Genomic DNA, 20,233 nt, shown 5'->3' on the forward strand with positions numbered 1-20,233 from the left:
TTCCGAGGACGCCCCATGGAACATTTCATCGAAACGATCGGCCGGAACATGTTCGCCATCTTTGGCGTCATGGCCCTGTGCGGCGCCGCGTTCATGGTCGCCTCCAGGAGCGCCGTGCACAGCGTGCTCGGCTTCCTTTTCGCGATGCTGTGCATCGCCGGGTGCTTCCTTGCGCTGGAGGCTGAGTTCCTGGGCATGGCCCAGATCCTGGTCTACGCCGGCGGCATCGTGGTGCTCTTCCTCTTCGTGGTCATGCTGGTGGAGATGAGCAAGAAGAAGGAGGGGGAGGTCTTCCAGCTCCAGTCGCGCTACGCCGTGGGAGCCGTCCTGATCGGTGCGGCTCTCTTCGTGGGCGTGTTCCGGCGGGTGATCTTCGGCACGGCCTCCCCTGATGCCCTGGTGCTTCGTCCCGAACTGGCCCAGGGCCTGGATGTGGCCCACCAGAACGCCCAGGCCGTGAGCCGCGGGCTGTTTGCGGACTACCTGCTGCCTTTCGAGATCCTCAGCGTGATCCTCCTGGTGGCCCTGGTCGGCGCAGTCGTGCTGGCAAAGACGGAGCGGGTGTGATGGTCAGCCTGAATGCGGTCCTCCTCATCTCCTTCCTGCTGTTCTCCATCGGCATTGCCGGCGTGCTCATCCGCCGCAATGCGCTGGTGATCCTCATGTGCGTCGAACTCATGCTGAACGCCGCCAACCTGAACTTCATCGCCTTCGCCCGCCACAGCGGCTCCGTCTCCGGACAGGCCTTCGCCCTCCTCGTGATGGGCTTCGCCGCCGCGGAAGTGGCGGTGGGCCTTGCACTGGTGGTGGCCCTTTACCGCAAGCGCGACACCGTCCAGGTGGACGACATCAACCTGCTGAAGGGATGACGACGACCATGACTGCCGACATGACCCTGACGCACGGCGTGAATGCCCTCGCCACCGCCGCCTCCCAGCCGGGCACCCTGCTCTGGCTGATTCCCTTCCTGCCCCTCTTCGGGTTCATCATCAACGGCCTCAGCGGCCGGAAGCTGAAGAACACCGCCGTCGTGGACGCCTTCGCCCTGGGCAGCGTGGGCCTGGCCTTCCTCCTCACCCTCTGGCACTTCGTCCAGCTCGTCGGCCTGCCTGCGGACGGCCGGTCCATCCACCAGAGCCTCTGGACCTGGTTCGACATCGGCGGCGCGCGGGTCCTGGGCGGCCTCAGCACCTACAAGATCGAGTGGGCCTACAAGTTCGATGTGCTCAGCGGCTGCATGGCCCTGCTGGTGACGGGCGCGGGCTTCCTCATCCACCTCTTCAGCACCGGCTACATGGCTGAAGAGCGGAACGACGGCCGCTACTACCGCTTCATGGCCTACCTGAACCTCTTCGTGTTCAGCATGCTGAACCTGGTGCTGGGCGCCAACATCCTGATGATGTTCCTGGGCTGGGAAGGCGTGGGTCTCTGCTCCTACCTGCTCATCGGGTTCTACTTCGAGAAGGAGTTCGCGGCCGTCGCCGGCAAGAAGGCCTTCGTCACGAACCGCATCGGCGACTTCGGCTTCATGATCGGGTTCTTCCTGATCTTCCAGGTCTTCGGAACCCTCGACTACGACACCCTGATGGGCTCCGTCCGCAACATCGCGAACATGCCGGCCATCACGCTCTATGGCCACACCGCGAGTCCCACCTGGTGGTTCAATCTCATCGGCTGCTGCCTCTTCGTGGGCGCCATGGGCAAGTCGGCCCAGATCCCCCTCTATGTGTGGTTGCCGGACGCCATGGCGGGCCCGACCCCCGTGTCGGCGCTGATCCACGCGGCCACCATGGTGACCAGCGGCCTCTACATGATCACCCGGCTGAATTTCATCTATGTGAACGCGCCGGTGGCCCTGGCCGTGGTGCTGGCCTTCGGTTCGCTCACGGCCTTCGTGGCCGCCACCATGGGTCTGGCCCAGTACGACATCAAGAAGGTGCTGGCCTACTCCACCGTGTCCCAGCTGGGCTTCATGTTCATGGGCATGGGCGCCGGGGCCTTCAGCGCGGGCATGTTCCATGTGTTCACCCACGCCTTCTTCAAGGCCAGTCTCTTCCTCGGGTCCGGCGCGGTGATCGCCGCCTGCCACCACGAGCAGGACATGCGCAACATGGGCGGCCTGAAGAAGCTGATGCCCATCACCGCCATGAGCATGATCCTGGCGACCTTCGCCATCGCGGGTATCTTCCCCTTCTCGGGCTTCTTCTCCAAGGACGAGATCCTGTGGAAGGTGTTCGAGGGCTGGTATCAGCATGGCCACTACACAGGCCCGACCTTGAATCTGGTGGCCTGGATCCTGGGCATGCTGGGCGCCTTCTGCACGGCGTTCTACATGACCCGCCTCATCGCGATGACCTTCTACGGCGAGTACCGCGGAGCCGGCAACGATCCCTACGGCCTGACCGTGCAGTCGGAGGCCCACCACGGCCATGACGACCACGCGCATGCCGGCCATGGTCATGATGCCCACGGCCATCACGAGAACCACACCCACGAGCTGGATCAGCACCACGCGCACCATGACGATGATCCGGAGGATCACGACATCGTGCCGGGCCACCACCCCCACGAGGTCTCCTGGCGCATGTGGCTGCCCGTCTCCATCCTGGCCGGTCTGGCGGTGGTGGGCGGCTTCCTGAACTACCCCGAGAGCCTGCATCGCATCCTGCCCATCGTGCCTGCCGAGTTGTTCAGCAAGTGGATTGAGCCGCTGCTCTATCAGGTGGCGCCCGTCCACCACGGCGAGCACATCCCTCCCGCGATGGAATACGGCCTCATGGCCTGGGCCACGCTGGCGTGGGCTCCCGGTGCCATGCTGCTGGCCTGGTGGATCTACAAGGTGGACCCCAGCTGGAGCCGGGCCAAGGCCTTCGTGGCGCGCTTCCCGAACCTGTACCGCTGGGTGAACGCCAAGTACTATGTGGACGAGTTCTACGAGGCGGCCCTCATCGAGCCCATCAAGCGCTTCTCGGCCCAGCTATGGAGCTTCGATACCTGGGTGGTGGACGGCATGGTGAATGGCGCCGCCCGCGTCACCCTCATCTGGGCGGACTTGTCGCACTGGTTTGACCAGAAGCTGGTGGACGGCGCGGTCAACCTCGTGGCCTACATCATCCAGGAGACCAGCACGGTCTTCCGGGGCCTGCAGAGCGGCCGCGTGCAGCACTACGCCTTCGTGATGTTCCTCGGCTTCCTCGTCTTCGCCTTCTGGAAATTCCTCGCCTAGCCCTCATTGGTTGGAGTCCCCATGTTCACCGCAAACACGACACTGATGCTGGTGGCGACCTTCCTGCCCCTCCTGGGGGCACTGGTCCTGCTTCTGGTGCCCAAGGACCAGCGCCGGATCTTCGAGATCGGCTCCCTGCTGGTAATGATTGTCAGCTTCCTGCTGAGCGTCGTCTTCTGGTTCGGCTATGACCGGGCCAGCGACGCGGTCCAATGGGCTGGGGCCTGGAACTGGATCCCCTCCCTGGGGGTGAAGTTCAGTGTGGGCATGGACGGCATCAGCCTCCTGCTCTGGCTGCTGACCACCTTCATCGGGCCCATCGCCATCGCCTGCTCCTTCAAGTCCATCGAGACCCGGCACAAGGAGTACTACATCTGGATGCTGGTGCTCCAGACGGCCATGCTCGGCGTGTTCATCACCCAGGACATGTTCCTCTTCTACCTGTTCTGGGAAGTGATGCTGGTCCCGATGTACTTCCTCATCGCCATCTGGGGCGGCCCCCAGAAGCTCTACGCGGCCATCAAGCTCTTCCTCTACACCCTGGCGGGCGGCGTGCTGATGCTGGTGGCCATCCTCGCCATCTACTTCCTGCAGCACAAGACCACGGGCACCTACGACTTCTCGCTGGCCAGCTTCCAGGCCATGGCGCCGATCATCGCCCAGCAGTCCAAGACCTACCAGATCCTGCTGGCCCTGGGCTTCTTTATCGGGTTCGCCATCAAGGTGCCCATGTTCCCCTTCCACACCTGGCTGCCGGATGCCCATGTGCAGGCACCCACCGCCGGCTCCGTGATCCTGGCGGCCATCCTCCTGAAGATGGGCACCTACGGCTTCGTCCGCTTCCTGCTGCCCATCCTGCCCAATGCCACCAAGGACCTCATGCCCTGGATGATCGGGCTGTCCCTCATCGGCATTATCTACGGCGCCCTGGTGGCCATGATCCAGAAGGACATGAAGAAGCTGGTGGCCTACTCCTCCGTGAGCCACCTGGGTCTGTGCATGCTGGGCCTCTTCGCCCTGAATCCCTACGGCATCAAGGGCGGCCTGTTCCAGATGATCAACCACGGCATCAGCACCAGCGGCCTCTTCCTCGCGGTGGGCATCGTCTACGAGCGCCGCCACACCCGAATGATCGCGGATTTCGGCGGCCTCTCGAAGAGCATGCCGGTCTACGCCACGATCTTCATGATCATGACCATGAGCAGCCTGGGTCTGCCCTTGCTGAACGGGTTCATCGGTGAGGGCGTGATCCTCATGGGTTCCTTCCAGGCCTTCCCCTGGGCCGCCGTGGTGGCCGTGCTGGGCATCATCCTCGGCGCCGCCTACCTGCTGTGGATGTACCAGCGCGTGATGTTCGGGCCCATCAGCGCTGTCAACGAGAAGATGGAAGACCTGAGCCTCCGCGAGGTGCTCTACTTCGCCCCCCTGGTCGTGGTCGCCTTCTGGATCGGCATGTATCCCAAGCCGGTCATGGATGTGATGGATGCGCCGGTCCGCAAGCTCGTCGAACAGGTCACCCCGGGATTCCATGCCGCCCAGGCCCTGGCCGCCCAGCAGGCTGCCGCCGCCAAGATCGGGATGAGGGGCATGGTCGCTCCGGCCCTTCATGAGGCGGCTCCGGCCGTCGGTCATGAAGCCGCCCCGGCTGGTCACGAGACCCCCGCCACGCCCGCCCCCGAAACCCATGGCCACGGCGGAGGCCACTGATGACCGGCTTCGCGCAGGGGCTTCTGGGTGCGCTCCTCCGGGATACGCACCTGATCACGCCCCAACTGTTCCTGATGGTCATGGCCACGCTGATGCTCTGGCCCGGTGACCTGTTCTTCAACCGGAGCGAAAAGCACAAGTGGGCCCCGATCACCCTGGTGATCCTGGCCGCGACCGCCGTGCTGGTGGGCCGCACCGTGGACGGCGAGGGCTTCTCCCGCATGTTCCGCATGGACGGCCTCGCGCGGGGCTTCCAGATGCTCTGCATCCTCGGCACCGCCGCCACGGTGGCCCTGAGCACCCGGCTCCTCAACAGCCTCAAGCAGCAGACGGTGGAATACTACGCCCTGCTTCTGTTCTCCCTGGCGGGCATGCTCTTCCTGTGCGGCGCCTCGGACCTGATTTCGGTGTATTTCAGCATCGAGCTCATGGCCATCTGCATCTACATCCTGGTGGCCTACCTTCGGGACCGCGCCACCAGCGTGGAAGCCGGCATGAAGTACTTCCTGCTGGGCGCCTTCTCCAGCGGCATTCTGGTCTACGGCATCAGCCTCCTCTACGGCGCCGCGGGCGGCACCACCACCAACCTGGCGGACCTCAACCAGGCGCTGGCCCTCACGCCGACCACCAGCACGCTGCTGGTCTATAGCGGGGTGCTGATGGTGCTGGTGGGCATGGCCTTCAAGGTGGCTGCGGTGCCCTTCCACATGTGGTCGCCGGACGCCTACGAGGGTGCGCCGACGCCCATCACCGCCTTTATGGCCACCGCTCCTAAGGCCGCGGCCCTGGCGGCCTTCCTGCGTGTCTTCGGCGCGGGCTTCCACGGCGTGACCAGCGAGTGGGTGCTGCCCCTGTGCTACATCGCCGGGGCCAGCATGATCCTCGGCAATGTGACCGCCGTGAGGCAGGAGAGCATGAAGCGGCTGCTGGCCTACTCCAGCATTGCCCATGTGGGCTACATGCTGCTGGGTGTGCTGTCGGGGGACCCGAGGGCAGGGGCCCAGGCCGTGTGGCTCTACATGCTCATCTACCTAGTGATGAACACCGGCGCCTTTGCGGTGGTGATCTACCTCCAGGGCAAGGGCGAAGGCGAGCGCATCGAAGATTTCCGGGGCCTGGGGAAGAAACATCCCGTGCTGGCCTTCGCCATGATGATCTTCCTGCTCAGCCTCGCCGGCATCCCCCCGCTGGTGGGCTTCTTCGGGAAGTTCTACCTCTTCAAGCTGGCCATCGAGCAGGGCTTCGTCACCCTCACCGTCATCGCGCTGCTCACCAGCGTCGTGGGTGCCTACTACTACCTGGGCGTGGTGGCCCAGATGTACTTCAAGGAGCCTGTCGAGGGCGAGGTGGTTCCCATGGGAGCTGCCCCGACCTTCATCGTGGCCCTGGCCTGCCTGCTGGTGCTGGTGGGGACGGCCTTCGGGCCCTGGCTTCTGGACTGGGCCGTCCGGATCTGAGGCGACGGCGTACACTGAAAGGCGCGGGATTCCTCCCGCGCCTTTTTTCTTGGGGAGCGGTCCGTGATCTTCAAGCGCGGCGACGGGGTCGATCCGGGTGAGCGGGCCCTGTGGGGCGACCTCATGTCGCTCGGGCTGACCTTCCCCCTCTGCATCGCCCTGGGGTTCTTCCTGGGCCGTTGGATCGGCGGCTGGTTCGGGCGCCCGGCCACGGGCCAGTGGGTGGGCCTCGTTTGGGGCATCACCGCCGCCTTCTGGGAGCTCTATAAGGTGAACCGGCGCATGACCCGCCGGGACGAGGCGGAACTCAAGCGCCTCAAGGAAGGGAAGGGGCCCGATGCGTGAGGCTGGCCACGAGGGGGAGGACCACCTCTGCCGGGTCACTGGGGCCATGGTCGTCCTGGGCCTGGCGGGGATCGCCCTCTGGGGGTTCCTGCGTTCCTGGACCGCCGGGCTGGTCTTCGGCGTGGGGGCCCTGGCCAGCCTCGCCTTCTGGACCCTCCACCGCTACCTGACGGCCCGCATGCTGACGCCCTCCGTGCGCCGGAGGTGGCTCTACGGCTTCCTCTCCTTCGGCAAACTGGCGTTGATCGCCCTGGTGCTGCGTGGGATGATGGGGAGATACCCGGCGGAAGCCCTGCCGCTGGCCCTGGGAGTGCTTCTCTTCGTGGCCGGCATCCTCCTGGAGGCGCTGCGCCTGGCCTTCCAGAAACCCGAAGCCACCCCGCCCGATTGAGGTTTGACCGAGATGGAACACCACGCATCGTTGCTCGCCCAGTGGCTCACCCAGGTCCTGCATCTGACCCAGCATCCCTGGCCCGGCTTCGCCCACGGGGCGGCCCTCTCCGTCCTGGAGCGCTACGACCACCTGCTGAACGCGGCCCTGGCAGCGCTCCTGGCCATGGCGATCACGACCCTGGTCCGGAAGAACCTGGCCCGCATCCCCGGCCCCCTGCAGCAGGTCTTCGAGGGCGTGGTCGGCGGCCTGAAGGACATGATCAACGACAACATTGCCCACCACGGGGAGCGTTACCTGCCCTTCATCGGGACCATGGCCCTCTTCGTCTTCTTCAACAACCTCTTCGGCCTGCTTCCGGCCCTGAGCCCCGGCACCAGCAACTGGAATGTCACCCTGGGCGCGGCCCTGGTGGTGTTCGGCTACTACAACTTCCACGGCATGAAGGAGCAGGGGTTCGTGAAGTACTGGGCCCACTTCGCGGGCCCCATCTGGTGGCTGGCTCCGCTCATGTTCCCGCTGGAGATCCTGGGCCTGCTCAGCCGCATTCTCAGCCACTCCCTGCGTCTCTTCGGCAACATCGCCGGCGAGCATGTGGTGGCGGGCATCTTCTTCGGCCTGATGCCGATCCTGCTGCCGATCCCCATGATGTTCCTGGGCCTCTTCTTCGGCCTGATCCAGACCTTCGTCTTCACGATGCTGGCCACCATCTACTTGAGTGGTGCCGTCTCTCACGAGCATTGATATCGTCCGGGGGGCGCCCGCTTTGCGGGCGACGGCCCCCGGGACCCCCCAGCGCGTCGGCCCGGCTGAGCCAGGCCTCCTTGCCGCCCTTACTGATGAGCCCTTTCTTTCACCGTCCCCAGGGATTCCGAACCCCTTGGACACCTTTCAGGAGCACCACCATGAAGAAGTTCCTCACCACCGCCTTCCTGTTCACCCTGGCTGCCGTCGCCTTCGCGCAGGGCGCCCCCGTCGCCGCCCAGAAGAGCCTCTTCGAAGGCCAGTTCGTGGCCCACCTCTCCCTCGCCATCGCGGCCGCCGGCTGCGGTCTGGCCCAGGGCAAGGCCGTGGTCGCCGCCTGCGAAGGCGTGGCCCGCAATCCCCAGGCTGCCGGCAACATCCGCACCACCATGATCATCGGCCTGGCCCTCATCGAGGCCCTCGTGATCTATGTGCTCGTCGCCGCCTTCGCCATCAAGTAGGACAAAACCGATTTTCGATGGGGCGCCCGATTTCCTGGGCGCCCCAATTTTTTATGATTCATGATGCGAGCCGATACACATGCTGGACGCCATGCGACAACATGCCCTCTTTCCCATGCCCCCGGAGGTCACCCAGGTGATCCTCGGCGGTGGTTCGCCCATCGACCTGGACGGGCTGCGGATCCAGTCCCATGACGAGGCCTGGACCTTCGCCCTCAACTACGGCTACGACATGAGCGTGCCCGCCCACCGGGCGAGGGTGCTCCGGATCTACGAGGACGCCATCGACTTCCTGGAGGGGGTGGTGCTCGAGGGGACGAACCTGCATGTTCCCAACGAGCTCCGGGCCCTGGGGGATCCCCTCGATCTCCTGGTCTGGGCCTCGGAACGGCCACGCACCCTCAGCGGCCGCTGGGCCTGCGCCGTCCTGCGGGTGATGCACACGCTCTTCCATGTGGACCACAATGTGAACCTCCGCTTCCTCCCGGAGATCCAGAGCCAGGTTTTCGGCCGCTACGACCAGTACCTCGTGTGCGAGGAGGGGCGCTGGCTGCTGCGGGGGGCCTACGAGGTGCCGCTGGTGGCCGTGGAGCGCAAGGAGAACAAGGACCGCGTGTCCATGCTCCTGAAGATGCTCCACAAGCCCGAGAATGTGGCGGAGACCATCTACGATCAGATCGGCATCCGCCTGGTGGCCGAGGACCAGCTGGGCGTGCTCATGGTCATCCGCTTCCTGCTGGATCACCATGTGCTGATGCCCACCCACATCAAGCCCAGCCGGAGCCGGAACCTGATGATCGACCTGAAGGCCCTGGCGGCCTGGACCGAGGCCATGCCGCCCCTGTTCCAGATCTACGACCTGAGCCCAGAGGAACGGCGATCCCTCAGCCACACCCTGGCCCTCAAATCGGGAGGGCTGGAACAGAACCCCTTTTCCAGCAAGGATTACTCGGCCATCCAGTTCACCGCGCGCACCCTGATCCGCCTGCCCGGGCCGGCGGCTGCGGCCCTGGAAACCGTCCAGAACCGCCTCCGGGGGCTCGGCCAAGCGGAGCTGGCGGACCTGGCGGGGATTCCTGAGTTGATCCAGGAACAGGAGGAGTTTACTTTCTTCTTCGCACACGAAGTCCAAGTGATGGAACAATCGGGGTTTCAAAGCTCACGATCAGGTCCGGCATCCCATTCGGAATACAAACAGCGCCAGCGGGACGCCGCCCGGCGGCGAGTGCTTCAGGGAATCCTTCAGGAGGAACCATGCTGAACATCCAGACCCGCCAAGAAGGCACCGCCTCGGTGGTGTCCATCCAGGGCAAGGTCAATTTCGAAGTGACCGCCCAGTTGCGGGATGTGATCCGCGAGACGGTGGCCACGGCGCAGCCGAAGCTCCTGGTGATCAACCTGGAGGGCGTCAGCTTCATCGATTCCTCGGGACTCGGCCTGCTCGTCGCCGCGCGGAACAGCGTCGACAAGTCCGGTGGGAAGCTGCACCTCTGCTGCCTTCCCGCGCCCGTGAAGAAGACCTTCGACCAGACGAACCTCACCAACTACTTCTCGATCTTCGCCACGGAGCAGGACGCCCTTCGCGGCGCCTGACGCCGATCGCCATCTGAGGAATCCGTATGGCCAAGGGCGTGGTCCTCGTGGTGGATGATGAAGCGCCCATCAGGGATATCCTCAGCTTCTACCTCAAGCGTGCGGGCTATCAGGTCCTGACCGCAGGCCACGGCCTGGAGGCCCTGGAGGAAATGGGCCGGCTGCGGCCGGACCTCATCATCTCGGACCTCCGCATGCCCGAGATGTCGGGCGACGAGCTGTGCAAGCGCGTCAAGAGCGATCCCGCCACCCGGGACATCTACTTCATCATCCTCTCCGCGCTGGACGGCACGGCTTCGCGCATCGGCGGCCTCTCCCTCGGCGCGGACGACATGATCCCCAAGCCGTTCCACGCCCAGGAGGTGCTGGCCAAGGTGGATTCCACCTTCCGCCTCATCGCGATGCAGAAGGAGATCAAGCGCCAGAACAAGGAGCTGATGGCCTTCCAGGAGCGCGTGCACGAGGAGATGGAACTGGCCGCGGCCCTCCAGATGGGCCTGCTGCCCAAGCTGCCCGGCGAGGCGCTCGGGACCCGGTACACCCACCGCTACCTGCCCGCCGCGGGCATCGGCGGAGACATCTATGCCGTGCTGCCCCTGGCGGACGGCAGCACGGCCATGATGATTGCGGATGTGAGCGGTCACGGCGTGACCGCGGCCCTGATCTCCGCCATGGTGAAGACCTCCTTCGAGAACCAGGTGCGGCTCGGAGGTGAACCCCTGACCTGGGCCCACGGGATGAACGAGGACCTTTGCCGCTCCACCCTGGCGGAGCAGTTCGCCACGGCTTGGCTGGGCCGTCTGGATCCCGCCGAGGATCGCATCCGCTATGTGGTGGCCGGGCACTGCGCGCCGTTGCGCATCGTGCGCGGGGCCCGAGGCGGGCTGCAGCGATCCGAAGTCCTTCGGGGCAAGGGATTCATGCTGGGCCTGGATCCCCAGCTGCCCTTCGTGGAGCATCAGGCGGAGTTCCAGGCCGAGGACCGGCTGGTGCTCTACACGGATGGTCTGGTGGAGGTGGAGCGCGAGGACCGGGCTATGCTCGAGGAAGCAGGCCTCCGGCGCATCTGCGCGGAACTGCCTGCCGGCGCCGAGGAAGCCGCGGATGTGGTCATCAACCAGGCCCGGGCCTTCAACCATCCCGCGCCCTTCGTGGATGATGTCACGCTGGTGATCCTGGATCGCAAGGCCTGAGGATCAGATCTCCGCCAGGGTCGCTGCGATGCCTGCTTCCAGCTCGGTGAAGGGAGCGGCATAACCGGCTCCACGCAGGCTCCGCACATCCGCCTGGGTGAAGCTCTGGTACTTGCCGCGCAGCTCCTCGGGAAAGGGGATGTAGTCGATGCGGCCCTGTCCGAGGTGGGTGATGAGGGTGCGGGCGATGTCGTTGAAGCTGCGGGCGCGCCCCGTGCCGGCGTTCACGATGCCCTTCGCCATGCCCGCACTGCCGAAGTGGAGGTTGATGGCCACGATGTCGCCCACGAAGATGAAGTCGCGCTGCTGCTCGCCATCACCGAAGCCGTCGGTGCCCTTGAAGAGCCTGCAGGCGCCCGATTCCTTCAGCTGGCGCAGCAGCTGGTGTAGCACGGACATCATGCGGCCCTTGTGGTGCTCCCGGGGGCCGAAGACATTGAAGTAGCGCAGGCCCACCACGGGGCTCTGGATGGCTGGCAGGAGGCTCCGCACATGCTGGTCGAAGGCCAGCTTGGAGTAGCCATAGACATTCAAGGGACCTTCGTTCTTCGGCACGGGTTCGAAGTCCGTGCTGGCACCGTAGGTGGCTGCGCTGCTGGCGTAGACCAGGGGCGCCTTGCGGGCCAGGCACCAGTGGAGCAGTGCCTTCGAATCGCCGAAGTTGTTCTCCATCATGTAGCGGCCGTCGGTTTCCATCGTGTCGGAGCAGGCGCCGTTGTGGAACACGGCCTCGGGCCGCAGGTCCAGCGTGCCCGCGTCCAGCCTCGCCCGGAACTCGCGCTTGTCCATGTAGTCCGAAAGCGTGAGGTCCGCCAGGTTTCGGGCCTTTTCCGCCCGGGCCAGGTTGTCCACCACGAGGATGTCCGTGTGCCCGCGGCGATTCAACTCCCGCACCAGGTTGCTGCCCACGAACCCCGCGCCGCCCGTGACGATGAACATGCCGACTCCTCTTCGACCTTCAGGATACCGGCTAAGCCAGCTCTCCAAAAAACAGGGGGGGATTCCTAGCCGATGGCCTCTTCCGGCTCCGGTCGCTGGAGCCTCCGGAGCAACCTGGGTCCCAGCTCTGCCACGAGGGTGGCGGCAATGATGAGCAGACCGCCGGAGAGCTGGGCCGGGCTCAGGTGCTCCTTGATGCCCGGGACGAAGCCGCTGATGGCAATGGCCGCCGTCCACACGGGTTCCGAGCTGAAGATGATGGCGCACTCGGTGGCGCCCAGCTGGGCCTGCATGGTGCTTTGAACATAGAAGGCCAGGGTGGTCGCCAGCACCGCCATGAAGCCGAGCGAGACCCAGGTGCCACCCTTGGCGAGTGCGGCGCCGGCCCCCTGGAAACCGTGGGGAGACGGCAGGGCCAGGGTGACGAGCAGGGAGATGAGCCCCGTGACGGCCACCTGCATGAAGGCCAGGACCCAGCCTGAGGAACGCCGCGAGAAATGGGCGGTCATCACGATGTGGAATCCGCAGAGCACCGCCGCCAGCAGGGTCTCGGAATCGCCGCGGTTCCACCCGCCCCAGGCCGCGCCCGGCTCCCGCACCAGCAGGGCCAGGCCCGCCAGGGCCACCAGGGCGCCCAGGCCATGGGAGGGCCGCAGGCGGTCCCCCGCCAGCAGGGCCACCATGGGCGTGAAGATCACATAGAGCCCGGTGATGAACCCGGACTTTGAAGTGCTCGTGAAGCGCAGGCCATCGGTCTGGAGCCAGAAGAGGCTGGCGAGGACCAGCCCCAGCCAGAGGCCATCCAGGGCGGCCTGCCGCCGGAGGGGCACCCGGAACAGGAGCATCAGCAGGCCGAGGCCCGCCGTGCCGAGGGCGAAGCGGATGGTCAGGATGGCCCCGACGGACAACCCCGCCTGCAGGCAGTATTTGGTGGCCGGGAACCCCCCGCCCCACACGCCTGCAATGGCGGCCAGGGAGAGCACGGCCAGCAGGTGGGAGGGGCGGGAATTGGGCATCCCTCCAGGCTATCGCCCTCCCGTCTGGCCGGAATCGAACATCATGCAATCTTGACGGACTGTTGCTATTTGAGGATCACGGCCAGGCGGACCGTCAACTCCGGCTGATCGGGATCGTCGGTGTTCAGGGACAGAACCTCGCTGTAGCGCCCAGCCTTCAGCGTGGCGGGCAGCACCACGGAGACTTCCTGGGTCGCGGCCTTCGGCCCCAGCCCCTCCACGCGGACGCCGTTCAGGGAGCAGCGGGTCCCGGTGATGCGGAAGGCGCGTCCATCCGCCTGTTTGAGGGAGAGCTTCTGGCGGAGTTCCCTGCCGGGGGCATCCTGGAACACCAGCTCCATGGGAGAGGTCTGGATCGAGGGCTTGAGTTCCCACTGGATGTTCAGGGGCAGCTGGTTCATCCGCGGATTCGAGAACCGCACCGTGGCCTGCTCGACGCCGCGGAAGCGGCCCGCCGGGACCTTCCGGCCGTCAAAGGCCACTTCCAGCACCACATCCTTGCCCTCCTGCCGGTAGCCGAAGGAGAGGAAGGGGGCGCCCGGAGCCTTCGCGTCCAGGAGCTGCACGGCCTCGCCATTGCCGCTGGCGTAGCGGACGGACCCGCGGGTGGTGGCGGACTTGGGAACCAGGTGGAAGTACACCGATTCCACCGAGGGCATGATCTCCTGCACGACCTCGGCTTCCAGAGTCAGGCTGACCGTGGGGGTCTTGGGGTCGTTGCAGACGACCTCGATGGACTTCCGCACCCCGCCCTTCAGGCCCTTGGGATCGAAGGTGGCTTCCAGGTCCGTGCCCTCGCCGGGGCCGATGGACCACTTGCCCAGCACCGTGGCCGTGCAGCCGCAGCTGGGCCGGACCTGGGTGATGCTGAGGATGGCGTTGCCGGTGTTGGTGACGCGGTACTTCGCGGCGGCCTTGCGGTCCGGGGTGATGCGGCCGAAATCGTGGTGGGTCTTGTCGAAGCTGATGACGGGCGCCTGGGCCACGAGGGTGACGGCGGCGCAGGCGAGGAGAAGGCGGCGGACCATGCGGAACCTCGGAGGTGAACGGTGATTCTATCCGGTTATCAGGCCCTGGAGTTCCGCCCAGACCTGGTCCGGCCCGATGCCCGCCAGGCAGGGGTGGCCCGGGGTGAAGCAGGCCGGCTTGAAGCAGGGCGCGCAGGGGACGCCTTCCTTCCGGAGGCCGCGGCTCTTCGGCCCCCAGGGGGTGGAGCCGCCGGGGTCGGTGGCGCCGTAGAGGGCCAGCACGGGCGCCCCGCAGGCGGCGGCCAGGTGGCTCAGGCCCGAATCGTTGCCCAGCACGGCCGTCGATCCGCGCATCCAGGCCGCGGCCTCCTTCAGGGTGGTCCTTCCGCAGAGGTCGAGGCCTTCGCCTCCCGCCACTGCCGCGCAGGTGGCCGCCTCGTCCGGTGAGCCCAGCACGGCCACGGCGAAGCCTTCGGAGCGGGCCTTCAGGAGGAGGGCCCGGTAGTGGTCCACGGGCCAGGCCTTGGAGGGCCAGGTCGAGCCGGGCATGAGGCAGAGGTAGCGCTCTGCAGGCTTGTCGATGGCCACGGCCGGATCGAAGTCGGCGTAGGGCATGGGGGGCAGGTCCGGCCAGCGCCGCTTCAGCACGGCATGGTAGCGGAGCAGGAAGGGGCCCTCCGCGTCCCAGAAGGGGCCGCTGTGGGTGTTGAAGAGACCCGCCAGGCTTTCGTCCACGCCGATGCGCTCGGGCACCCGGGCCAGCCAGGCGGCCAGGGCCGGCCGCAGGGACTTCGGGAAGTGGATGCTGCGGGCGGCGCGATGCCTGCGGAGGATGCGCGCCATCTCGAGGGGACCGGGCTTGCCTTCGTCGGCCAGGGCCGCGTCGCAGAACCAGGTGTTCGCCACCAGGCCCACGGTGGTCTTCGGGCCCCAGACGACGATGGGCCCGATGCCCTTGTCGGGGGCCAGCTCCCGCAGCAGGCGCAGTACGGGCAGCTGCATGGCGGCATCCCCGACAAAGCGCGGGAAGCGCACCCAGGTGGCGTGGTCGGGGATCACAGCCATGCCGCCACCGCCTCGCGGAACCGGGCCGCCGCATCGTAGTTCCGGGTCAGGGCCGTGCCGAAGGCGTGGGCCTTGGCCCGCTGGGCCTCCCAGGTCGTGGAATCCGCCAGCAGGGGGGCGATCCGGGCCGCGGCCTGGCGCAGGAGGGCACCATCGACGGGCTTCCGGTCGTCGGGCTTGGGGATGAGGAAGCCGCCCTCGCCATCCTTCAACACCGTGCCGATGCCCCCCACGGTGGGGGCCAGCACGGGCACACCCCGCTCCAGCGCTTCGATGAGGGCCAGGGGGAAGAAGCCCTCGTTGCGGCTGGTCATGACATAGAGGTCGAGGGCGGCGAAAGCGGGCGAAAGGTCCCCCAGGGGGCCTGTGCGGGTGCAGTGGCCGGTCAGGTTCTCATCCTCGAGGGCGTCCTGGATCTCCTGGGCATAGCCCCCGTCCTCCCGACCCGCCAGGAGCAGGTGCAGCGGATGGCCCAGGAGTCCCCTCAGGTGGCTTGCGAACCGGATCACATCGGTGGTCGCCTTCCGGGCGTCCATCTGCCCGGCATACCCCACGACCACGGCGTTTTCCGGTACGCGCAGGGCGCGCCGGGCCGCGCGCCGGGCCCCGGGATCCACGGGCTGGGCCTCGGGTCTGGGGTAGAGGGGGTGGATGATGCTGCACGGCGCCGGGCCGAGGTGTTCCCGCACGGCGGCGGTGAAGTCGTAGGTGCAGAGCCAGCGGTCCACGAACCCGCGGATGCCCTGGTACTTCCGCAAGTGGCGTTCATAGTGTTCGTGCAGGGTGACCACGGTGGGCAGGCGGAGGCCGGTCCGGGCCAGCCAGGGCAGGGCCCGCTGCACGCCCTTGTGGTTGCAGAGCACCAGGAGATCCGGGCGGATCCGCCGCAGCCACCGGAAGGCCCCCAGGGGGCCGGGCAGGTGGAGCACTTCTACGACCTTCGGGTTCCGCGCGCGCAGCTCCGGCTCGATGTCGCGTTTCCCGGGTTCCTTGCGGAAGATCACCGAAACCTGGACCGGCAGATCGGCCAGTGCGGCCACCTGCTCCAGAAGCACCCGCTCCCCGCCTCCGAAGGACAGCTTCCGGTGGGCAAAGACGATGTGCTTCACGGGACTCCAGAAAAGGGTTCAAGATAGGATAACTGACCTAACGCGTCACTTCTTCAGGGTGCCATGTCCCTCACCTCGACCCAACGGATCCTGCTGGTGGAGGACGAGCCCGGCCTCCGGGAAGTGCTGACCTTGGCCCTGGAGGGGGCCGGGTTCGCCTGTGAGGCGGTCACCGGCATCGAGGAGGGGCGCCGGGCCCTCCAGGAGGCCTCTTTCGACGGCGTCCTGTCGGACCTGAAGCTCAAGGACGGTTCCGGCATCGAGCTGCTCACCTGGATGAAGGAGCAGGGGGTCGAGACGCCGGTGGTGATCATGACCGCCTACGCCACCACGGAAACCACGGTCCAGGCCTTGAACCAGGGCGCCGTGGACTTCATCACCAAGCCCTTCAAGCACGAGGATCTCATCGGTACGCTGAAGGGCCTGCTGGCCGCCGCGGAGCCGGAAACCCAGCTGCCCCCGGACCTGGGCGAGCTGGTGGGCGTCGGGCCGGTGATGCGGAAGATCAATGCGCTGATCGGGAAAGTCTCCCGCGCCGACACCACGGTGCTGCTGACGGGCGAGAGCGGCACGGGCAAGGAGGTGGTGGCCCGGCTCATCCACCGCTACTCCGACCGGGCCAGGGGTCCCTTCGTGGCCGTGAACTGCGGAGCCCTGCCGGAAGCCCTGCTGGAGAGCGAGCTGTTCGGCTTCGAGAAGGGGGCCTTCACGGGGGCCAGCGCCATGAAGCGGGGCCTCTTCGAGGAGGCGGGTGGCGGCATCCTGTTTCTCGACGAGATCGGCGAGATGCCCCTGGCCCTCCAGGTGAAGCTGCTGCGGGTGCTCCAGGAGCGCCGGTTCCGGCGTCTCGGCGCCACCGAGGAGCGGGCCGTGGATGTGCGGGTCATTGCCGCCACCAACCGCGACCTGCGGGCCCGCGCGGAATCCGGGGCCTTCCGGGAGGACCTGTTCTACCGCCTGAACATCCTCCAGATCGAGATGCCCCCGCTGCGCGACCGGCCCGAGGACCTGCCCGTGCTGGCGGAGCACTTCATCCGGCGCTTCTGCCAGAAGCTGGGCAAGCCACCCATGCAGCTCCACGCCGAGACCATGGCCGAGCTGCTCACCTACCGCTTCCCGGGCAATGTGCGCGAGCTGGAGAACCTCATGGAGCGCTGCGTGGCGCTCAATCCCGGGGGACCCATCACCCGGGACCTCCTGCCCGAGGGGCTGGGCTCGCTGGCCATGAGCGAAACCTCCGATCGCCCCTCGCCCTTCAGCATCCCGGCGGAGGGGTTCGACCTCGAACCCTGGCTCACCGCGCTGAAAGGCTATCTCCTCCGGCGGGCCCTGGAAGAGGTGGGTGGGGTGAAGACCAAGGCCGGAAAGCGTCTCGGCATGAGCTTCCGGGCCTACCGCTACTGGCTGGCCGAACTGGGGGGCGTGGAAGCCCTTCCCAAGGCCTTCCCCTGGCCCGCCGACTTCCCTGCGTCCGCGGTGGACGAGGGCGGTGGAACCGAGGGTTCCAAGGACGCATGATGCTGATGGATCCTTGCTTTTTCGGCCATTCCTGGCACACTGGAACGCTCGGATGCGACGCAGACGAGCCCTTTCTCCGGACCTTCCCATGAACCCGACCTCCGCTTGCCGCGCGACCCGTCCCTCCCACCGGGGCTTTTCGCTGCTGGAACTGCTGGTGGCCCTGATGATCATCGCCGTCATCAGCACGCTGGGGTTCAAGCAGTACCAGAAATACAGCGCCCAGGCCCGCCATGTGAAAGCCCAGGACGACCTCAAGACCGTGGCCGAGGGCCTCGACCAGTACCACCTGAAGCATGCCCGCTACCCCGATTTCGGCAGCTTCGAGGCCATGGTGGAGCCCAACTCCCCGCTGGTGAAGGAAAGCCTCATCAAGCTCGGCATGAGCCCCCTCGACCCCTTCAAGCAGCCCTACGAGGGGAAGTCCACGCGGAACAACTACGAGCTGAAGTCCGCGGGCGATCCCGACCGGCAGGATGAATTCGGGCCCATCACCCGGACCCCCGGCCAGGGCCAGGTGATCGGCGCCGGGCCCACGACCGATGGCGCGCCCAAGGGCGAGGCTGCGGACGCCGGAGCCAAGAAGTGATCGACCTCTACCACCTGCCCCCCGAGGGCCTCCGCCTGAGCGGTACCACGGAACGCCTGGAGCTGGAGGGGGATGTCTCCCTGCGCGAGCTGGCCTGGTCCGTCTTTGCCCTGGCCTCCGACGGCGATGTCTTTCTCGAAGTGAAGGGCCAGGCCGTGTGGCAGGGGTTCTGCAGCCGCTGTCTGGCGCCCCTGGACCGCCCCCTCATGGTCGAGAGCCAGTTCCTGGGCAGCAAGGACGCCGACCTGGTGGGCCGTGGCTCCCATGCGCTGGGCTCCCAGGACTTGGATGTGGTCTTCCTGCCGGAGGACAACCTGGACGAGGCGGAGCTGGTGCGGGAGCAGTTCGAGCTCCAGGCCCCCATGCACCCCCTCTGTACCGATGACTGCAAGGGGCTTTGTCCCAGCTGCGGCAAGAATTGGAACAAGGGCCCCTGCCAGTGCCAGCCCGATGCCGTGCAGGCCCCGTCCGCCCTGAACCAGGCGCTGGCCAAGGCCCTCGCGGGAATCAAGCTGGACCCGCAGTCCTGAACCCTTTAACCTGGAACATTGCGTTCTATCTGCTAGGAGCTTTTCATGCCGAATCCCAAGCGCCGCCATTCCAAGGCCCGCCGCGACCGCCGGCGCACCCATGACGCGCTGGAAGTCATGAGCGCCAGCACCTGCCCGAATTGCCAGACCCCCAAGCTGCCGCACCGCGTGTGCCCCAGCTGCGGGTTCTACCGCGGCAAGCTGGCCGTTCGCGTCGCCGAGACGGCTTAAGGGCCGGCCGGTGGACGGCCATCGCATTGCACTGGATGCCATGGGGGGCGACCACGCCCCCCATGTAACGCTGCAAGGCGCCCGGGAGGCCCTCGAGGCCTGGCCGGGGCTCTTCCTGTACCTCGTCGGGGACGAGGCGGTGCTCCGCCCCGAGCTGGCGCGGCAGGGGTTCACGCCTGCGCTGATGGCTCGCGCGGAGGTGGTCCACGCCTCCCAGACCGTGGTGATGGAAGACAAGGCCACCAGCATCCTGAAGGAAAAAAAGGACAGCTCCATCCGCGTCGCTGCGCAGCTCGTGCGCGAGGGGCGGGCCCACGGCATGGTGTCCATGGGCCACACGGGTGCCGCCATGGTGGCTTCCAGCCTTGTCATCGGCAAGCTCGAGGGCGTGGACCGGCCGGCCCTGGCCAGCGTCCTGCCCAACATGAAGGGCAATCCCACGGTGCTGCTGGATGTGGGCGCCAATGTGGACAGTCGGGCCGAACACATCGCGCAGTTCGCCGTGATGGGCTCGGTCTACGCCGAGGAAGTGCTCGGCCTGGAGCGTCCCCGCGTGGGCATCCTCAGCGTGGGCGAAGAGGATGGCAAGGGTACGGATGTGACCAAGGATGCCTCCGCCATGCTCCGCCAGATGGACATCCGCTTTGAGGGCAACGCCGAGGGCCGTGACATCTGGAACGGCAACTTCGATGTCATCGCCTGCGACGGCTTCGTGGGCAATGTGGTGCTGAAGTCCAGCGAGGCCCTGGCGGAGGGCATCATCGGCGGCCTTCGCGAGAGCTTCATGGAGACCCCCATCACCAAGCTGGCCGGTCTGCTTGCCAAGCCCGCCATGAAGCGGTTCAAGAAGAAGCTGGACTATGCCGAGTACGGCGGCGCGCCGCTGCTGGGCGTGAAGGGCGTGAGCATCATCGGTCACGGCCGCAGCGACCACAAGGCCGTGCGCAATGCCATCCGCGCCGCCCTGCGGGCCGCGGAACACCATCTGCACGAGCGCATCCAGGAGCGCGTGGCGCTGCTGCTGCCGCAGGGCTGAGCCCAGAATAAGGATCTACCGCGAAGACCCGAAGACACGAAAAGGACAAAAGAAGCCGGTTTTCTTTTCTTCGTGTCTTCAGGTCTTCGTGGTGAATCAGTATTTCTTTCGTAAT

Annotated in this window: 22 protein-coding genes; 17 read left to right on the forward strand and 5 right to left on the reverse strand. The window is 66.5% G+C overall.

What is annotated here, in order from left to right; translation table 11 throughout:
* The first annotated feature begins 15 nt into the window (after nt 1-15).
* The 12 genes from QZ647_RS03305 (at nt 16) to QZ647_RS03360 (ending at nt 11,117) form a co-directional block, all read left to right on the forward strand.
* On the forward strand, nt 16-567 hold the full coding sequence (locus QZ647_RS03305) for an NADH-quinone oxidoreductase subunit J (RefSeq protein ID WP_291270810.1): 552 nt from the start codon (nt 16-18) through the stop codon (nt 565-567).
* Entirely contained in the window at nt 567-869 is a 303-nt protein-coding gene (gene nuoK / locus QZ647_RS03310) for an NADH-quinone oxidoreductase subunit NuoK (protein WP_286353757.1), read from the forward strand. The genes QZ647_RS03305 and nuoK overlap by 1 nt, the downstream gene beginning before the upstream one ends.
* Entirely contained in the window at nt 866-3,226 is a 2,361-nt protein-coding gene (gene nuoL, locus QZ647_RS03315) for an NADH-quinone oxidoreductase subunit L (protein ID WP_291270811.1), read from the forward strand. The genes nuoK and nuoL overlap by 4 nt, the downstream gene beginning before the upstream one ends.
* Before the next feature lie 21 nt (nt 3,227-3,247).
* Nucleotides 3,248-4,933: an NADH-quinone oxidoreductase subunit M gene (locus QZ647_RS03320; protein ID WP_291270812.1), complete on the forward strand. Its 1,686-nt coding sequence runs from the start codon at nt 3,248-3,250 to the stop codon at nt 4,931-4,933.
* Nucleotides 4,933-6,390, forward strand: a complete 1,458-nt coding sequence (locus QZ647_RS03325) for an NADH-quinone oxidoreductase subunit N (protein WP_291270813.1) — start codon at nt 4,933-4,935, stop codon at nt 6,388-6,390. Before QZ647_RS03320 ends, QZ647_RS03325 begins: the two co-directional genes overlap by 1 nt.
* 63 nt (nt 6,391-6,453) lie before the next feature.
* Complete coding sequence (locus tag QZ647_RS03330) at nt 6,454-6,735, forward strand: AtpZ/AtpI family protein (protein ID WP_286353753.1); 282 nt, start codon at nt 6,454-6,456, stop codon at nt 6,733-6,735.
* Nucleotides 6,728-7,126, forward strand: coding sequence for a hypothetical protein (locus QZ647_RS03335; protein ID WP_291270814.1), 399 nt, complete (start codon nt 6,728-6,730; stop codon nt 7,124-7,126). The genes QZ647_RS03330 and QZ647_RS03335 overlap by 8 nt, the downstream gene beginning before the upstream one ends.
* A gap of 12 nt (nt 7,127-7,138) precedes the next feature.
* Nucleotides 7,139-7,870: a F0F1 ATP synthase subunit A gene (atpB, locus tag QZ647_RS03340; RefSeq protein ID WP_286353751.1), complete on the forward strand. Its 732-nt coding sequence runs from the start codon at nt 7,139-7,141 to the stop codon at nt 7,868-7,870.
* A 161-nt stretch (nt 7,871-8,031) separates the two neighbouring features.
* Nucleotides 8,032-8,331, forward strand: coding sequence for an ATP synthase F0 subunit C (locus QZ647_RS03345; protein WP_286353750.1), 300 nt, complete (start codon nt 8,032-8,034; stop codon nt 8,329-8,331).
* A gap of 91 nt (nt 8,332-8,422) precedes the next feature.
* Nucleotides 8,423-9,592, forward strand: a complete 1,170-nt coding sequence (locus QZ647_RS03350; protein WP_286353749.1) for a TIGR04552 family protein — start codon at nt 8,423-8,425, stop codon at nt 9,590-9,592.
* Nucleotides 9,586-9,924, forward strand: coding sequence for an anti-sigma factor antagonist (locus QZ647_RS03355; protein WP_286353748.1), 339 nt, complete (start codon nt 9,586-9,588; stop codon nt 9,922-9,924). The genes QZ647_RS03350 and QZ647_RS03355 overlap by 7 nt, the downstream gene beginning before the upstream one ends.
* A gap of 26 nt (nt 9,925-9,950) precedes the next feature.
* Nucleotides 9,951-11,117 carry a fused response regulator/phosphatase gene (locus QZ647_RS03360; RefSeq protein ID WP_291270815.1) on the forward strand — a complete coding sequence of 389 codons (1,167 nt, stop codon included), beginning with the start codon at nt 9,951-9,953 and terminating at the stop codon, nt 11,115-11,117.
* Between the two features lie 3 nt (nt 11,118-11,120).
* Here QZ647_RS03360 and rfaD read toward each other — a convergent pair whose 3' ends face one another.
* From rfaD to QZ647_RS03385, 5 genes are all read right to left on the reverse strand, one after another.
* Complete coding sequence (gene rfaD, locus QZ647_RS03365) at nt 11,121-12,056, reverse strand: ADP-glyceromanno-heptose 6-epimerase (protein ID WP_291270816.1); 936 nt, start codon at nt 12,054-12,056, stop codon at nt 11,121-11,123.
* A gap of 65 nt (nt 12,057-12,121) precedes the next feature.
* Nucleotides 12,122-13,072 carry a DMT family transporter gene (locus QZ647_RS03370; RefSeq protein ID WP_291270817.1) on the reverse strand — a complete coding sequence of 317 codons (951 nt, stop codon included), beginning with the start codon at nt 13,070-13,072 and terminating at the stop codon, nt 12,122-12,124.
* 65 nt (nt 13,073-13,137) lie between these two features.
* Nucleotides 13,138-14,100, reverse strand: a complete 963-nt coding sequence (locus QZ647_RS03375) for a DUF1573 domain-containing protein (protein ID WP_291270818.1) — start codon at nt 14,098-14,100, stop codon at nt 13,138-13,140.
* Nucleotides 14,101-14,127: 27 nt separating this feature from the next.
* On the reverse strand, nt 14,128-15,105 hold the full coding sequence (locus QZ647_RS03380) for a glycosyltransferase family 9 protein (protein ID WP_291270819.1): 978 nt from the start codon (nt 15,103-15,105) through the stop codon (nt 14,128-14,130).
* A complete protein-coding gene (locus tag QZ647_RS03385) occupies nt 15,096-16,214 on the reverse strand; it encodes a glycosyltransferase family 4 protein (protein WP_291270820.1) in 1,119 nt (372 codons plus the stop codon). The genes QZ647_RS03380 and QZ647_RS03385 overlap by 10 nt, the downstream gene beginning before the upstream one ends.
* A gap of 63 nt (nt 16,215-16,277) precedes the next feature.
* On the opposite strand from QZ647_RS03385, the gene QZ647_RS03390 reads away from it, so the two are divergent.
* The 5 genes from QZ647_RS03390 (at nt 16,278) to plsX (ending at nt 20,118) form a co-directional block, all read left to right on the forward strand.
* A complete protein-coding gene (locus QZ647_RS03390) occupies nt 16,278-17,732 on the forward strand; it encodes a sigma-54 dependent transcriptional regulator (RefSeq protein WP_291270821.1) in 1,455 nt (484 codons plus the stop codon).
* A gap of 88 nt (nt 17,733-17,820) precedes the next feature.
* Complete coding sequence (locus tag QZ647_RS03395) at nt 17,821-18,321, forward strand: type II secretion system protein GspG (protein ID WP_291270822.1); 501 nt, start codon at nt 17,821-17,823, stop codon at nt 18,319-18,321.
* On the forward strand, nt 18,318-18,851 hold the full coding sequence (locus tag QZ647_RS03400) for a DUF177 domain-containing protein (RefSeq protein WP_291270823.1): 534 nt from the start codon (nt 18,318-18,320) through the stop codon (nt 18,849-18,851). The genes QZ647_RS03395 and QZ647_RS03400 overlap by 4 nt, the downstream gene beginning before the upstream one ends.
* A 45-nt stretch (nt 18,852-18,896) precedes the next feature.
* Nucleotides 18,897-19,082 (forward strand): 50S ribosomal protein L32, encoded by a 186-nt coding sequence (gene rpmF / locus QZ647_RS03405; RefSeq protein WP_286353738.1) that lies wholly within the window; start codon nt 18,897-18,899, stop codon nt 19,080-19,082.
* 10 nt (nt 19,083-19,092) lie between these two features.
* A complete protein-coding gene (gene plsX, locus QZ647_RS03410) occupies nt 19,093-20,118 on the forward strand; it encodes a phosphate acyltransferase PlsX (RefSeq protein ID WP_291270824.1) in 1,026 nt (341 codons plus the stop codon).
* Nucleotides 20,119-20,233 lie beyond the last annotated feature (115 nt).

Origin of the sequence: Geothrix sp., assembly GCF_020622065.1 — a bacterium.
Taxonomy (GTDB): Bacteria; Acidobacteriota; Holophagae; order Holophagales; family Holophagaceae; genus Geothrix.